Origin of the sequence: Tetragenococcus koreensis, assembly GCF_003795145.1 — a bacterium.
In the GTDB taxonomy this organism is placed as follows: domain Bacteria; phylum Bacillota; class Bacilli; order Lactobacillales; family Enterococcaceae; genus Tetragenococcus; species Tetragenococcus koreensis.
Genome location: NZ_CP027786.1, coordinates 1,014,146 through 1,029,716 on the forward strand (window position 1 = coordinate 1,014,146; position 15,571 = coordinate 1,029,716).

14 protein-coding genes are annotated in these 15,571 nt (G+C 37.4%); 6 read left to right on the forward strand and 8 right to left on the reverse strand.

The window, feature by feature from the left end:
• Window positions 1–111: 111 nt before the first annotated feature.
• Genes C7K43_RS04760 through sfsA form a run of 4 tightly spaced genes read right to left on the reverse strand, consistent with a single transcriptional unit; the run spans window position 112 to window position 5,856 of the window.
• Window positions 112–2,823 (reverse strand): sigma-54-dependent transcriptional regulator, encoded by a 2,712-nt coding sequence (locus C7K43_RS04760; protein ID WP_124005812.1) that lies wholly within the window; start codon window positions 2,821–2,823, stop codon window positions 112–114.
• 20 nt (window positions 2,824–2,843) lie between these two features.
• Window positions 2,844–4,085, reverse strand: coding sequence for a DEAD/DEAH box helicase (locus C7K43_RS04765; RefSeq protein WP_124005813.1), 1,242 nt, complete (start codon window positions 4,083–4,085; stop codon window positions 2,844–2,846).
• Window positions 4,086–4,094: 9 nt separating this feature from the next.
• On the reverse strand, window positions 4,095–5,102 hold the full coding sequence (locus tag C7K43_RS04770) for a Gfo/Idh/MocA family protein (protein ID WP_124005814.1): 1,008 nt from the start codon (window positions 5,100–5,102) through the stop codon (window positions 4,095–4,097).
• A 22-nt stretch (window positions 5,103–5,124) separates the two neighbouring features.
• Window positions 5,125–5,856, reverse strand: coding sequence for a DNA/RNA nuclease SfsA (gene sfsA, locus C7K43_RS04775; RefSeq protein WP_124005815.1), 732 nt, complete (start codon window positions 5,854–5,856; stop codon window positions 5,125–5,127).
• Between the two features lie 132 nt (window positions 5,857–5,988).
• On the opposite strand from sfsA, the gene C7K43_RS13185 reads away from it, so the two are divergent.
• Together C7K43_RS13185 and C7K43_RS04780 are read left to right on the forward strand one after the other, a co-directional pair.
• A complete protein-coding gene (locus C7K43_RS13185; RefSeq protein WP_157977728.1) occupies window positions 5,989–6,135 on the forward strand; it encodes a hypothetical protein in 147 nt (48 codons plus the stop codon).
• Window positions 6,136–6,222: 87 nt separating this feature from the next.
• On the forward strand, window positions 6,223–7,515 hold the full coding sequence (locus C7K43_RS04780) for a serine hydrolase (RefSeq protein WP_124005816.1): 1,293 nt from the start codon (window positions 6,223–6,225) through the stop codon (window positions 7,513–7,515).
• 217 nt (window positions 7,516–7,732) lie between these two features.
• On the opposite strand, the gene C7K43_RS04785 is transcribed toward C7K43_RS04780, so the two are convergent.
• Both C7K43_RS04785 and C7K43_RS04790 read right to left on the reverse strand, forming a co-directional pair.
• Window positions 7,733–8,215, reverse strand: coding sequence for a GyrI-like domain-containing protein (locus tag C7K43_RS04785; RefSeq protein WP_124005817.1), 483 nt, complete (start codon window positions 8,213–8,215; stop codon window positions 7,733–7,735).
• Between the two features lie 195 nt (window positions 8,216–8,410).
• Window positions 8,411–9,829, reverse strand: coding sequence for an ISLre2 family transposase (locus C7K43_RS04790; protein ID WP_124005818.1), 1,419 nt, complete (start codon window positions 9,827–9,829; stop codon window positions 8,411–8,413).
• 154 nt (window positions 9,830–9,983) lie between these two features.
• Between C7K43_RS04790 and C7K43_RS04795 the strand changes: the two genes are divergently transcribed.
• Window positions 9,984–11,189 carry a YdcF family protein gene (locus C7K43_RS04795; RefSeq protein ID WP_124005819.1) on the forward strand — a complete coding sequence of 402 codons (1,206 nt, stop codon included), beginning with the start codon at window positions 9,984–9,986 and terminating at the stop codon, window positions 11,187–11,189.
• Between the two features lie 553 nt (window positions 11,190–11,742).
• Here C7K43_RS04795 and C7K43_RS04800 read toward each other — a convergent pair.
• Together C7K43_RS04800 and C7K43_RS04805 are read right to left on the reverse strand one after the other, a co-directional pair.
• Complete coding sequence (locus C7K43_RS04800) at window positions 11,743–12,246, reverse strand: HD domain-containing protein (protein ID WP_124005820.1); 504 nt, start codon at window positions 12,244–12,246, stop codon at window positions 11,743–11,745.
• Between the two features lie 122 nt (window positions 12,247–12,368).
• On the reverse strand, window positions 12,369–13,127 hold the full coding sequence (locus tag C7K43_RS04805) for a TrmH family RNA methyltransferase (RefSeq protein WP_124005821.1): 759 nt from the start codon (window positions 13,125–13,127) through the stop codon (window positions 12,369–12,371).
• Between the two features lie 96 nt (window positions 13,128–13,223).
• Between C7K43_RS04805 and C7K43_RS04810 the strand changes: the two genes are divergently transcribed.
• From C7K43_RS04810 to C7K43_RS04820, 3 genes are all read left to right on the forward strand, one after another.
• Window positions 13,224–13,496 (forward strand): acylphosphatase, encoded by a 273-nt coding sequence (locus C7K43_RS04810; RefSeq protein ID WP_124005822.1) that lies wholly within the window; start codon window positions 13,224–13,226, stop codon window positions 13,494–13,496.
• A gap of 107 nt (window positions 13,497–13,603) precedes the next feature.
• Complete coding sequence (gene yidC / locus C7K43_RS04815) at window positions 13,604–14,548, forward strand: membrane protein insertase YidC (RefSeq protein ID WP_124005823.1); 945 nt, start codon at window positions 13,604–13,606, stop codon at window positions 14,546–14,548.
• Window positions 14,549–14,614: 66 nt separating this feature from the next.
• Window positions 14,615–15,562: an AEC family transporter gene (locus tag C7K43_RS04820; protein WP_124005824.1), complete on the forward strand. Its 948-nt coding sequence runs from the start codon at window positions 14,615–14,617 to the stop codon at window positions 15,560–15,562.
• Window positions 15,563–15,571: the final 9 nt, after the last annotated feature.

A 15,571-nucleotide genomic window follows, 5' to 3' on the forward strand; every position in this document is an offset into this window, starting at 1 on the left:
CACTTCATTATTAAGCAATAAACGTGCCAACATAAAAAAAGACCAATCCCTAACAAAATAAGGTTTTGGTCTATACAATCGGTCATACACACTAAAATTGAACTTTACACACTAATTTTGTGTGTAAAGTTTGAAAGGCGTGTCTATTTGATTTTTGATAAAAGCTTCGGTTAAATAAGCAATTTCGTCATCTGGAATTTGAATTGCGTAGTTTTTCTCAATCGAGATGAAGGAAGTTTTTAAAATGTCGGTTTCTAAGCGGTATTTCTTTTGAAAAGCAGTTAAATCAGGAAATTGCCTTTCGAGTCCAGTCGTCCGCAAAGCTTCCACTAAAAAGGCGAGATGGATGACTAAACCAGCTTCCACACTAGGTTCTAAGATAATATGCAGCTGTGACTGTACTTGTTGAACAAGCGACTTCAAGGTTTCCACTAAAATTGATAATGATCCGACATGCGTAATAGTGCCATCTAATGAATTGACGATGGTTTCAGCGGGTATTTCATCTTTCACAATGCTTTTTAGCACTTTTAGTTTCTGATCATCAAATATATCATAGGCGGAAAAGAACGGAATATTTTGATATTCAACCTCTACAGTACCGGCAATCGCTTTAATTTCATATTCTTCCAAAAGACCGTCGATATGTTTTTTAAAGGTTGCTTTTTCAATAAATTGCATTTGAATAATTTCAACTTTTGATTGATCAACCAACGGGGAGATACGCTCATATAACTTGGCAGCTACACCCTCGCCGGTAAAACAAGTAACAACGATCGCTTTTTTGTTGTCTTTTACTTCGTGGTCTGCTTGGAATTGTTCTCGGACAATTGTCTCAAAAGAGGTTTGAATGTTTTGATAGATATCTTCTAAACTACGACCTGCTTCTGACATCCGCAAAGCTTCAATCACAATCATCGTGCTAGTCATCGAGATTGCCTTGGTACGAATCCCAGTTTCTTCATGAAGCAGTGTTGCAAACGAGTTTAGCGATCCCATATCTGTCAGTAGTAGTAACCCGTTAAGAAACATAGATTGGTTGTCTAAAACGTAACTTAACAATTCTTGATACATTTGATTAACTACCATGTCTAACGGCATATCCATCGCTACGCCATTGGATGAACCTAGTAGTTCTTGGGCAGCAGATAAAATGCTAGAAGCGGTTGAATTCCCATGCATTAGTACAATAATACCTACTTTATTTTGTGGCAATTGTTCTTCTTGGCCTAATTGAATGGAAAGAAACATACTAATAAACCCGATTTCATCAAAAGGAATTTCTACTTGTAATTCTTCTTCAATCAACGTTGACAAATCAAGCGCCACTTGAAATTCAGTTTTCAGTTTCTTTCTTATGCGGTTCAAATCAGGATGAATGATCTCCGTTCCTTTACGAATTCGATCTAACGTAAGCTGTAAATGCAAGGCAAAAGCAAAGCGTGCCTTTTCATTATACATACGGTCTAATCTTTGTTCGGCGATATCATATAAGCGATTAGTCAAATTCCAAATATCCGCAGCAATCATCCCTCTTTGGGTTGAGGTTTGGGTCAATTCTTCGACATAGCTTGCAAAATAAGCGTCAACATCTTTAGTGATTACTTTTTCTAAATCAGTATTATTCACACCTACTTGATTTAAAGAAGACAATTTATCTTCGATCTCTTGATAAACTTCCATGTTACTATCTGAGTCTTGTGACCATTCGACTTCTGTACCTTGGGGTTCAAAAATTAAATAATCACCCTTTCCTTCAAGAAAATGATCAAAACGCTCTGCCATTTCTTTCATTTTAAGCATGCCTTTTTGAACATGGAGTGGACAATCTTTTTTACGAATCAAGAGGCTATTTTGTTCACGCGTATGATAATGTAAAAAAGACTTGGCACATACCAGCTTTACATCTCGTTTGATTTGACCAATATTGGCTTGGGCATCATATAACATAAAAGCTAAAATTGCGTCTTTTTCAACTTTAATAGGTTGATTTAAGCGATTAGCTTCTTGTTTGATAAAAAGCTCAATAATTTCATACCGTTCGTCTAAGGAACGTGTAGCTAAGTTAGGCAAAGTAATCGACATGGGAATTCTACGATTAAATGTGCCTAAAAAAGTATCTGCTGGCTCGGTAGTCGCTCCTATAATCTGAACGGAGGCTTCATACGCTTGGCTGCTTTCACCTAAAGGACGGTACACACCTTTATCGATAAAACTAAACAGCATTTCTTGTCCCTCAGGTGGTAGACGATGAATTTCATCTAAAAATAAAATTCCGCCATCTGCTTCTGCCAAAAGACCCGTTGTACTGGTATCAGCTCCGGTATAAGCGCCTTTTTTCACACCAAAGATATGCCCGAATAGTAACTGCGGGTTTTGAGCATAGTCCGCACAGTTAAACGAAATAAAGGGCGCATCTTTTGCTAGTGCTTTGGCTTGTATCGCAAATTGATACATACATTCTGCAAACATAGTTTTTCCAGTACCCGTTTCACCAAAAATAATGGTATGTAACCCCATCGGCGGATATAACATAGCCGCTTTAGCTTGTTGGATGCTAACCTTTAAGGAAGCATCTGCACCTACTAAGTGATCAAAACTGACTTCTGCTGATGGTGTAAGTTCAGTCGATTCGCCTGAAGCAGGACGATAGATTACAGGACGACCTGCTGATTTTTGAATGTTGCCCTTTTTGGCTAATTCATTTAAATAGCGACTGACATTGCTGCGATCAATATGTAGAAAGGCAGCAATTTGTTTGGCAGTTAAGCCAGCGGAATTTTTCTCCACTAATTGCAAAATTTCTTGTTTTCTAGAATTCATTAAACGCCTCCTGCATAGTCCTAACGTTTTTCGGAAGAAGTCTTGCTCTTGCGGGCGCCTTTATTTTTTTTCTTTTTCTTCGTGTTTTTGGGCTTCTTCGGCTTATTTTTCGTTGTTTGTTTTGTTTTTGTTGTCTGTATTTCAGGGTTTTCGGTAGTTAAATGGCCTTCATATAGATAGATCTCTTGTAGTGGCAGGTCTAAACTTTTAGTGATTTTTTTTAGCTCCGGCAAGGTATTTTCCTGCACAATTGTAATTACAGCTCCTGACTTACCCATTCGTCCAATCCGACCAGAGCGGTGTAGATAGCTTTCCTGAGAAGTAGGAACTTCGGCGTTAATCACATAAAATAAATCCGCAATGTCTAGTCCTCTAGAAGCTACATCGGTAGTCAACAGTTCTACTAGTTTTTTCTGACGAAAGTTCTCTAACGCTTGCTTTCGCATCATTTTAGGTTGGTCAGAAGCTAGACTAGCTACGGGCAATTGGTGATACTGCAATTTTTCTGCAGCACTACCTAAATCTTGTACTTCGTTAAAAAAGACCAATCCTTGAAAGTCTGTAATATTGCCCATTCTTCTTAAAGCTTCTACTGTTCTTCTGGTAGGATAAGCCAAATAATAATGCGCCACTTGACGATTACTATCTTCTTCTTTGGTTACATCAATTACCGGCAGTTCGTCTTGGAATAACTGCTTAATTGCCGGTAACGCTTTTGTGCCAGTCGCTGAAAAGAAAGCATACTGACTGGTTTGCGGTATACTTTTTAATAACGATTGCATAAAACCGAGCGCTCCTTCTTGTAGCAGCTGATCAGCTTCATCCAAAATTACAGTTTGTATATGGGCCGCTTTCACTTTTTTTTCTTTGATTAATTCAACCAGACGACCCGGCGTACCCACTAATACTTCTGGTTTTGTTTTTAGTTTTTCAATTTGTCTTTTCTTATTAGCACCACCGATTAGTGACTGCACTTGTAATCCCAGATCTGATGCCCAGTTTCTCGCAACATTAGCGACTTGCACCCCTAATTCTTGCGAAGGTGTCACAATAAGTAATTGATTGCCTTGTTTAGGTTCAACATTTAAAAGGGTAGGCAAAAGATAAGCAAGTGTTTTGCCGGTGCCTGTAGGAGCGATACCAACTAGATTTTTTTCTTGATACAAAGTAGAAAAGACTTTTTTTTGAATTAAAGTTGCTTGTTCAAAACCTTCTGTTTTTATTCTCTGCTGCCAAATCTCTGGCAGAAAATGGTTTTCCATATTTTTCCTCTATTCCTGATCGGCGTCAAAAACCACGCCGGCTTGTTTTCTTAATTCATATATTACATTATTTACATTACGCGCTAATTCAACCCATTCTTCATATTTTTCACCATAGGCTTCATCATTAGGATGTTGGATGATTTTAGCAAAATCGCTTGCTTCTTCTATCATTGGATTTTCTTTAGCGGAAACTTCAATCTCAAGCGGTCCTTCATCATCGGTATGCTTATACAAGCGAGCTTGATTGATCGAATTGACCGCATCAAGCCAAAGCGTACCATCATCAAAATAAATTTCTGAGGGTAAGTGCGCTTCCCCAATTTTGCCATGCTGTAAAGTCACATCAAAATTATCATAGCGAAGAATAATAATGCCCATGCCGTCAACGCCCGTTTGAATCTTTTGCGCAAAATGATGCACTTCTTTAGGAGTACCAAACCAGCCTAGTGCAGCATAAACAAGATAAACACCTAAATCTGCTAGAGAACCAGCCGAAAAGTGCGGTGAAAAGATATTGGGAACTTCACCTTGTAACACTAAATCGTAACGAGAAGAATATTTCATATAACTGAAATTAGCGCCAATAATATGATTAGGTGTTGGTAAAAATTCCTTCATCTTTTTGAAGCTTTCTTCATGGATGTTACGTGCTGCTTCAAAAAAGAAAACTTGATTTTCATTGGCTTGTTTAATAATTGTTGCCATTTCTTTAGGCGTAGAAAATGCTGGTTTTTCAACAATCACATTTTTCCCGGCTGCAATCGCTTGTTGCGCTTGTTCAAAGTGCAAACTATTGGGAGAAGCAATATAAACGGTGTCCATTTCTTCTAAGGCAAAAAACTCCGCTAAATCATCTGAATCTTGACGGCTACCTGCATACTTTTCGCCAAATTCTTGGGCTTTTGCTATTTTTCTGGAATAAACGGCTGACAGTTCGTATTCCTCGGTTGCAAGAGCTGCCTGTACAAATTGATGGGTAATCCAGTTAGTCCCTATAATGCCTAAATGAATCATCGTCATTCCTTCTTTCTTCATTTTATTTAAGTGGATCGTTAAACGGAGCATCTAAATCAAATGGAACTTCTTTTACAATTTCAAGTTGCGTAGCACTTACCTGACAAGCATAACAAAGAAAACGAACGCCACTTTCTATAGCAGTACGAGCAGTATTTTTTAATTCGGGTTGCATCGCTTCGTGAATGGTTGCCACGTCGATATCAGAAAACTGGGCCACAAAAACCACATAGCAATTCGCGCCCTCTTTTTGAGCTTGGATTAATTCACGAACATGCTTTAAACCACGTGCAGTCGGCGCATCTGGAAACGCGCCAATTCGCTCATTTTCTAATGTCATCCCTTTTACTTCTACGTACCCTTTTTCTGCTTTATCTGTCTCAAAATAAAAATCAATCCGTGATTGCCCATAAACCACTTCTCTTTTAACGAAGGTAATTATTCCATTTAAGCCTGGCAAGTCGATCGTTTGCTCAAGTAGTGCTTTAAATACGACTTCATTGGGGGCACTGCTATCTATATTATACCAGTGATCTTGTTTTTTTACTGCAATTAAATCATAAGCTGTTTTTCGTTTTGCGCTTGGTAAGAAGTTTAAAGCAACTAAGGCTTCAGGCACCAGTACTTCTTTACCACGCCCAGTGTTTTTTACATGAACATCGACAATTTCGTTGGTTTCTTTTAAACGACAACTAGCCACAAAACGGTTTTTCCTTTGTAGAAAATAGGCCAGTTGAATATGGTTATATTCCATTTTATCACCTGCTAGTAAAATTTTACCATATCTTCACACTTTCTACGTAAAAAAACTCCAATTAAGTCACGTAAAAACAAGCTTAAATTTGTTATACTTTAATTAGAAACCAATAGAAAGAAGGAAAGCTATATGTTAGCAACTGTTCTATCTTTATTATCCGTTACCGGTCTTAGTGGAATGTTAGCGGCTTTCATCTTTTTTAGCTATCAATTATTGCAAACCGAAAGCCTAGAAGAAGTACCAGTAAAACATAATGAAGACGACCCAAGAGCTTAAAGTATTTACTTTGAGCTCTTTTTTTGATTGAATCTTTGTCTAACTTTTGGTAAAATTCACTTTGATTAACTCAAAGGAGATTCATTCATGAATAAAAAACGTTTTATTCCCTTTGTCATGGGAATTATTTTTTTACTTTTTTCACTATTTTCTACAACGACCGTTTCAGCAGAGGACTTAGATATTAGAGCTGAAGCTGCAATTTCAGTGGATTATGATACTGGTAAGGTTTTCTATGAACAAGATAGTGACCAACCCATGGGAATTGCTTCAGTAACCAAACTGATCAGTCTATATCTGATTGAAAAGGAAATTCAAGAGGGGAACCTTGCTTGGGAGGACGAAGTTCCTATTTCAGAAGATGTGGCAGAGTTGAGCGAAAATCTCGAACTTTCCAATGTTCCTCTTGATCAAAATGAAAGTTACACAGTACAAGATTTGTTTGAAGCAGCTGTCATTCAATCAGCCAATGCTGCAACTATTGCATTAGCAGAAGAAGTAGCAGGTTCAGAAGAAGCGTTTGTTAACCAAATGCGTGAACAAGTTGAAGATTGGGGAATTATTGACGCAAAAATTGTCAATAGTACTGGACTTTCCAATGAATATTTAGGCGATAATATTTATCCTGGGACAACAAAAGAAGACGAAAATGAACTATCGGCAAAAGACTTAGCCATCGTTGCACGCAATTTGTTGCAAGACTTCCCTGACATTTTGGAAGTAAGTCGTATGCCTGAAAAAGAATTTGGCGAAGGAACCTCCACTCCTTTTGAGATGGAAAACTTTAATAAAATGCTGCCAGGTTTACTTTCTGAAAAAGAAGATGTAGATGGCTTGAAAACGGGAACGACTGAATTAGCTGGCGCATGTTTTGTTGGTACAATCGAAAAAGATGGAAACCGGATCATCACTGTTGTCTTAAACGCCACTGATCATGATGATATTGAAAATGAAGGTGCACGTTTTGATGAAACCAGTAAATTAATGGATTATACATTTGATCATTGGAAGCAAGAAACTGTATTAGCAAAAAATGACTCAATTCCGGAAATGCCTTCGGTTGCCGTCCCACAAGGAAAGAAACAAACCTTACCGGTAGCTGCTCAAGATGAAATTAGCCTTTGGTTGCCAAGTGACAAAACCACAGATGATGTTTCTTACCAAACTTCATTAGATAATGACGAAATACAGGCACCTGTTGAATCTCAAACAAATATTGGTACCGTTCAAGCACAAGTCGAAGATGACGATTTAGGCTATTTAGATAATGAGGATGGTAAAAGCCGTTCAAGCAGCGCCATTATCACAACTCAAGGTACTGAAAAAGCGAATTTCTTTACCACAACTTGGCGTAACATTAAAGGTTTCTTCAGTAACTAAAGCCTGAATCCTGTCACAAAATTAATTTAGCCCAATAAAACTAGAACTGAACAATTTTACATTTATCGATGATAGATGAGAATTGTTCAGTTTTTTATTTGAAAATTGTAGTGCTTTATCCAAAGATTTGCTTCAGCCGTAAAAATAGGACCGAGCTCTTTTACAAAAGCCCTGCCCTATAATTTAAATATCATTTTAGTTCGCTAAACTTACCATTTTATAAAATATTTACCGGAAAATGCAACTCAACTTCACCTGTCGTAAAATCTGGTAAGTAATGTTCTTGAATGGCGCCAACAAGGTTATATCCTTCACGCGGTAAGATTTCTTCAAACATTTTTTGTGTCATGGAATCAAGATTTGGAGCATCTGTCTTAACAACTAAATACTCCATCGCTGGCATTTCCCAACGTTGCCAACCTTCAGGTGCTTGAATGTCTGCAGCTAGCTCGATTCCCGCCAGGTATTTTCCTTGTTCTTGCCACGGCTCAAGCCAATGCTTATCGTCAGACATTAAGCCCCACAAGTCAGCATCTTCCGTTTCTTGGTCGATAAATTCGTTTAATTCGTCTAAATCTTGATAAACTGCTTTCCACAGTTCAGGAACCCAAGTTGTGGCATCATCTACTGGTCCTTGACCTTCTTTACCGATAACTACAAATGCAGGTTTGGTTTTTTGGACAACTTCTCCAAGTTCCAAATAATCATCTCCTTTGATTTTCTCTTCTTCATTGTAACGAATTTTTTGTAATTGAGCGAATATAAACAAAGTATTGTATGTGTCAAATTTTTTGAGGTCGAATAAAAAATGACCTTTGGGACAGACACTTTTGTATTTTTTTACCTCACGTTCGTTCGGTTAGACCTCATGATATCTAACAAAAACAAGTTTTTATTAGATATAATTCGGTGTCGTTATTAATTGCTCCAACCCTTTGGCGAATTGGCCTAAGGGCGCACTTTTGGCTTTTCCTTCGCCGATTTGCCCCTTCAAGGCCCCTTCATGCGTTTGAAAGTTAGGCTTTTTCTGTACCCAACGTTTCATGGCTTTCCAACGCTTTTCCTGGGCGACTACGTCGTTAGGAAGAGCTTCATATTGGTTCAACCAACCATCAAATTCTTGGTTTCTTAAACTATCAATGACACGAATCATGGCCTGCGCGCCCGTTTTTGTCCATAACCGTCCTTGGCGCTTCATCCGGTAGGTCATCTTCCGATGGGTGCTTTCGATTGTACCAATACAAGCTTTGGGATCCACGATTCCTCGGGCTTTCCGAGGTTTTAAATACGGCCAATTCCTTTGAAGATAATGATGGAGTAAGCGTAATTGTTCTAAGGTTTCAGCTTCCTTTTCTTCGATCAAACTTTCCGAGGTGTCTAAGACAAGTTGGACCTCTGGCCAATTATAATGTTGAATCGCCTGGATCATCCGATTTTGAAGTTGTGGGACAAAAGACAGACGTTCTTTGATTTTCCGATGGACATGATACCGATCACGAAAGTGTTCATGACGTAAACAACCTAAGGAAAGTTCATCAAACACGGCTTTTTCATAGCCTGAACCACCGTCACTATTGGAAACGACAACGGTATTTGTTAGATCATAATGCGCTTGAATATAGTTCATTATTTCTTTTTGCGCTTGTTGTCGGTTAAGATGACTGACAAAGTGCGGGGCGATCATTTCCGTGCGATTCCCGACTTTCTGGCTCCCTTCACATACTTGAAAACGATGGATTTCTAGCGACTGCTTCTTCTGACCGCCAATCTTCACTCCGTCGCCTTCTAAATATAAATAGGGCACTTTTTTCTTAGAAATGATCCCGTCGTAGCGACTTTCATGAGTACTTCGCGTCTGAATCAGTCCCCCGGTTTTGACCACCAGTTGTTGCACATTTTGGTGGCTCATACGCCAAGAAGTCAAACAATCAATCGCTTGGGAAACGTGACGATAGACCATGATGGACCCCAATTGAGAAACGTTGCGTAGCACAAGAGAACTATAACGGAAGCTCTTTCGAATCCCTAGAAATTCATCCAAAGGATAACGAATTTCATTGGCTTGATTTTTCATTCGGCGGCGAACATAGGTCACGCTGCCAAATAAAAAAGTCACCGTTCGTTCACTTTTACGATCCACTTGAAAGCCTTCCTTCTTGCATTGGGTCGAAACCTCCGCATCGAGAATTTGAAAAGCAAGTTGTGTTATCGTCGCTAGGAGTTGGGCAAAAAAGACCATCATGGCTTTTTCCCTTGCTAAAAAATTCGTTTCCTTCTTCATTACTTCAACTAAATCTGTTACAATAGATTCCATAAGAAACCGCCTTTATTCATTAGTGCCTGTAAGCCCAATGAATAGAGTAACGGTTTCTTTTTTATTCGTCTAGGGATAACCTCAATAAATTTTACACTTAGCAAAGTATTTATTAAAAAGATTTGCTATACTGTGTCTACAAGGAGTGAAATTTATGAATTTTTGGCATGTTCCCTGGTTTATATTACCTTATTTATTACTCGTTTTTAGCCTCATAAAATGGCACAAAAAAAATAACAAACCTGACCTTTTTTTAAAGTTTATCAACGGTTCCTTTTTATATCTATCCATCTACTTAGGCATCATTGAAGCTCAAACTAAAAGCTATTTTTTTATTATTCCCATGTTCTTTTTTGCCCTTTTTTCTTGGATGTACCATCGCGAAAAAGCGCGTATCGTTAATGGTTTTCTTTTCAATCTATTTATAGGTACTTTTGGCATTTATTTACTTTATAATTTCTTTATCACTCATGACGCAATTGTTTTTGCTCTAATATTTTTAGTTGGGGTATTCGTTGTAATCGTTGGTTTATTCGGTTTTGTAGGTCTGATCATTTTATTTTACTGGAATGCACTCGTCGTTATTCGCAAAGAATCTCATTCGTTAGCAAACTTATTAACCTTAATTCTAGCGGTTTTAATGACAATCTGGTTGTTTTACGACTCATTTATCGCTAACCTGTTGCCAGATTGGGCGACAATATTGCTATCTATATTACCTGTGATGTTTGGTTATTTTGTCGTTGCTTTTTTAAATTTTCTCAGTGCTTCGATTTTATATCAATTTAACCGACCGTCTTACGACCAAGACTTTATTATTGTTTTAGGCGCAGGGTTGGTTCGTGGAAAAGAGGTCTCACCATTATTAGCTAGTCGTATTCATCGTGCAATTGACTTTTACTACCAACAGCGAAAATATACCCGACATTTAGTGAAATTGATTATGTCAGGTGGTCAAGGTTCGGACGAAAAAGTCGCTGAAGCCGTTGCTATGAAAGAATATGCATTAAACCAAGGAATCCAAGCAGAAGATATCTTGGTTGAAACCAATTCAACCACCACACTTGAGAATTTGAAATATTCCAAAGAAATTATCGACCGCTCAGGAATCGAAACACCTAATGTCATTTTTTCATCCAATAATTATCATATCTTTCGTGCAGGGATATTTGCGAGAATGGCGCATTTAAAAGCGGAAGGCATCGGCGCAAAAACGGCATTTTATTACATTCCTAATGCTTTTTTACGTGAGTTCATTGCCGTAATTGCAATGAAAAGAAAGTTTCATTTTACTATCGTAGGTATACTGGGGACGCTGCTATTGCTTTTATCCATTATTTCGCAAATTTTTTCCTCTTAATTAAATTACTTACAACTATGTATCGTATGGAGGCTACTTCAGTGAAGTTGCCTCCAATATATTTTATATTGGTGCTTACTTCGCTGACTTGCCACCAATATATTTTATATTGGTGGTTTCTTCGTTGACTTGCCTCCAATATGTTTTATATCGGTGGCTTCTTTGCCAACTTGCCTCCAATATGTTTTATATCGGTGCTTACTTCGTTGACTTGCCTCCAATATATTTTATATTGGTGCTTACTTCGTTGACTTGCCTCCAATATATTTTATATTGGTGCTTACTTCGCTAACTTGCCTCCAATATGTTTTATATCGGTGGTTTCTTCGCTGACTTGCCTCCAATATATTTCATATTGGTGCTTTCTTCGTTGACTTTTGCCTCCAATATATTTTATATTGGTGGTTTCTTCGTTGATTTGCCACTAAAAATGTCGCTTGCGGCCTCTTTTTTGATAAGTTAGATGGAAATAAAATCAAAACTCCCGTATTTATTCACACTATTCCCTTTAAAACGCAAAAACCTTGGACTATTTTGAGTCCAAGGTTTTTTTCTATGCAGATTGTTTTTTCTTAAATGTTGTGTTCCAACGGTGTTTAATTCGTTCACTCATTGGAAGACTTGCTTCTTTTACGGCACAATATTTGTCGACCATCGTCACGATATAACTTTCTTTATAACGTGGTGGTGCGATGGTTGCGCCAAACATATGTTTGATGATAATATCTTTTTCTAGATCTGATAATTCAGTTAATTTTTCAGCATTTTTACAAGCGATTCGTGGATGTACATAAGCATGCGTTCCTTCATCAAACTTTGTTGTATGCCAATCATAATAAAACAAGTCATGCAGCAATCCAGCACGTGCGCAAGCTCTGGCATCGCCGTTGAATCTTTTTGCTAATTTATAACTGTTATATGAAACACTAATCGAATGTTCTAAACGTGTAGAATGCATATGTTGAACAAATTCGCCTAACTTTTGAACTTCTTCTGTTTCAAGCAAATCTTCCACATACGACACGTATTCTGGGTCCTCTTGCCAAGTTATTTTCATATAAATTGATTGCCACCTTTTTTGGACTTTTATATATTTACACTTACTAAGTATAACACGTTTTAATTCACAGACCAGTCAAGCAATAAAAAAACGCTTAATTTTAAAAGTTCCTTAACATCTCAAACCAAAGCATACATCAAAATTCCTGCTGCAACGCCGACATTAAGCGATTCAGCGGCGCCATATATAGGGATATATAAGTTCTGATCGGTCATTTGAAGAATTTCTTCTGCGACCCCTTGGCCTTCATTTCCTAAAATAAGTGCAAATGAAGGACTTGACTCAACTTGTGTGTAAGATAAAGCTGTTTCATCTACTTTTGTTCCATAAACTTTACTGTGAATTTTTTTGAATTCAGGAATCGTTTCGTTTAAATCCCCGTTGAAAATCGGTAGATGAAATTGGCTGCCTTGCATACTACGTAAAACTTTGCCACTATACCTATCAGCGGTCCCTATGCCTAGAAAAATGCCATCAAACCCCGCTGCATCTGCCGTACGTACAATGGTGCCCACATTGCCAGGGTCTTGTATATTATCTAGTAATAACCATTTCCCCGAAAAATCAACTGGCTGTGCGTCTACTTTTTTAATCAACGCAACGATTCCTTGAGGCGTAGGCAATTCAGATATAGCTTTCATTGCCTCATCAGAAAGTAAATAATAATCAAGCTGACAACGCTCAACCCATTCTTGCCATAATTGTAAGCCACGTTCGTCAAGATAGACTTCTTTAATCTCTGCGTTAGCTTTTGCCGCTTCCTCCACCAAATGAAAACCTTCTAACAAATAAACCTCTGATTGGCTACGATATTTTCTTTGCTGAAGTTTTTTTAATTCTTTAATTTTGTTATTTTTTGCTGCCCGGATCTCTTTCACAATTTCACCTCAAGCGTATTATAACACAAAAAATTGCTTTACTTGTTCATTATTCTAAAAAACGCTATTATAGACTTAACAGAGGAGGAATGCATCATGAGAAAAGTTCGAATTACAGTCGAAGGCCGTGTGCAAGGCGTAGGTTTTCGTTATTCTACTAAAATGGTTGCTGATGAGTTAGGCATTACCGGTGTAGTAAGAAACGAAATGGATGGTTCGGTATCAATGGAAGCTTGTGGTGAAGATAATGCGATGGAACGCTTTATCCAAAGAGTCAAAGAATCGCCTTCTCCAGCAGGTAAGGTTTCTAATGTCAAAGTTGAAGATGATCCATCCATTAAAGAACGTAAAAAGTTTATCGCAAATTAAAATTTTCTTTTCTTTCGTCCTTATTTTGTTATTGTACATTGAAAAAGCGCTCATTTTTTAGTATAGTTAAGTTTGTGCAAAATTAAGGAAAGAAAAGGAAAAATCACATGAATAAAATTAAAAAATGGCTAGTTACTTCTGGTCTTTTAGGGATGATGATCACACTTAGCGGTTGTGTTAAACGACTGGATGATGGTTCTCCTGATCCTAGCGGTCTCATTTATCGTTTTTTAGTTAACCCATTAGGTAGTTTTTTAACGTATATGGCAGATAACTGGGGCTTAGGCTTTGGCTGGGCAATCATAGTTTTGACGATTATTATTCGCTGTATTTTAATGCCGTTAATGATCAATCAGTCACGTAAATCAATGTTTCAGTCAGAAAAAATGCAATATCTGAAACCACAAATTGATATTGCTCAAAAAAATATGAAACAAGCAAATACGCAAGAAGAACAAATGCAAGCGCAAAAAGAAATGCAAGAGGTATACAAAGAAAACAATGTTAGCATGTTAGGTGGCATTGGTTGCTTACCGTTGTTGATTCAAATGCCGATCTTTTCTGCTTTGTTTTTTACAACTCGTTATACACCTGGAATTGAGTCATCTACCTTTCTTGGTATGAGTTTAGGAGAACGTAGTTTAACGCTAGTTGTGATTGCCGGGTTGGCCTATGTCGCTCAATCATTTATTTCAATGATTGGTATGCCCCCTGAGCAAAAGAAACAAATGCGTAGCATGATGATTGTTTCGCCGATGATGATCGTATTTGTGTCTCTTTCTTCACCTGCAGGAGTTACGTTGTACTGGGTTGTTGGTGGTTTTATCGGTTGTGTTCAAACATTTATTACCAATGTTTTAATGAAACCGCGAATCAAGAAGCAAATTGCAAAAGAAATGGAAGAAAATCCACCAAAAACAGTCGTTACTCAGCGAACGGATGTTACACCTTCAACTGAAAGTGATCAAAAACCGGCTGCAAAACCGAAGTCAGCTAATACAAATAAAAATAGAAACAGAAATGCTGGTAAACAGCAGTATCATAAAAATTAAACGGCGATAAAGCGAATTAGGAAGTAATTATTCCTTCTTCGCTTTTTTTTGAGAGGAGGTCGCCCGTTGCTAACAGCCTATTTAAATATTTTAGTCATTTTTTTACTGATGTTTGTTGGCTACTTTTTATCTTACAAACAATGGTTTTCTAATCGTACGGCAGATGTTTTTTCAAAGCTCGTATTAAACTTAGCTTTGCCTTTTAATATGTTTTTGACCATTACAGATAATTTTTCAAAAGATGAATTTTTATCGCTTTTTCGAGGAATGATTATCCCCATCTTTTCAATGCTTTTAACTCTGCTTTTAAGTTTGGGTTATCGTCGTCTATTTCATGTCAAAAAATCACGCAAAGGCACTTTTAACACAATCTTTACTTGTTCAAATACCATTTTTATTGGTTTACCAATCAATTTAGCTATTTTTGGTGAAAAAGCTGTTCCTTATGTATTATTGTATTATATTGTTAATACATCAATTTTTTGGACGTTAGGGATTTATTTTATTGCGCTTGATGATCCAAATATTAAAGAGGCAACTGTCGCATTTCACCCTTTAGTTGCGCTCAAAAAAGTGTTTTCTCCCGCGTTATTAGGATTTTTAATTGGTTTGGGTTGGATGTTATTAAACATTAAAGTGCCTGGATTCATTGCTGATTTTGGTCATTATCTAGCGGATTTGACCACTCCTTTATCAATGTTTGTCATAGGTATTATCGTCTATTTTCATGGCATTAAAAACCTTAAACTAAATAAAGATATTATCGGAGTATTGCTGGGTCGTTATCTATTTTCACCTTTGATTGTCTGGTTGTTAGGACAGTGGATTGCCGTTCCTACCTTAATGTTACAAGTATTTATGATTCAAGCTGCAATGCCAGTACAAAATTCCATCCCCATATTAGCGCGTAACTATCATGCAGATGAAGAATTTGCGGCTTCCAGTTTAGGATATTCAGTTTTACTTTATTTACTCTATATTCCATTTTTACTACAAGTTATTTATATGGTCTAAACAAAAAAC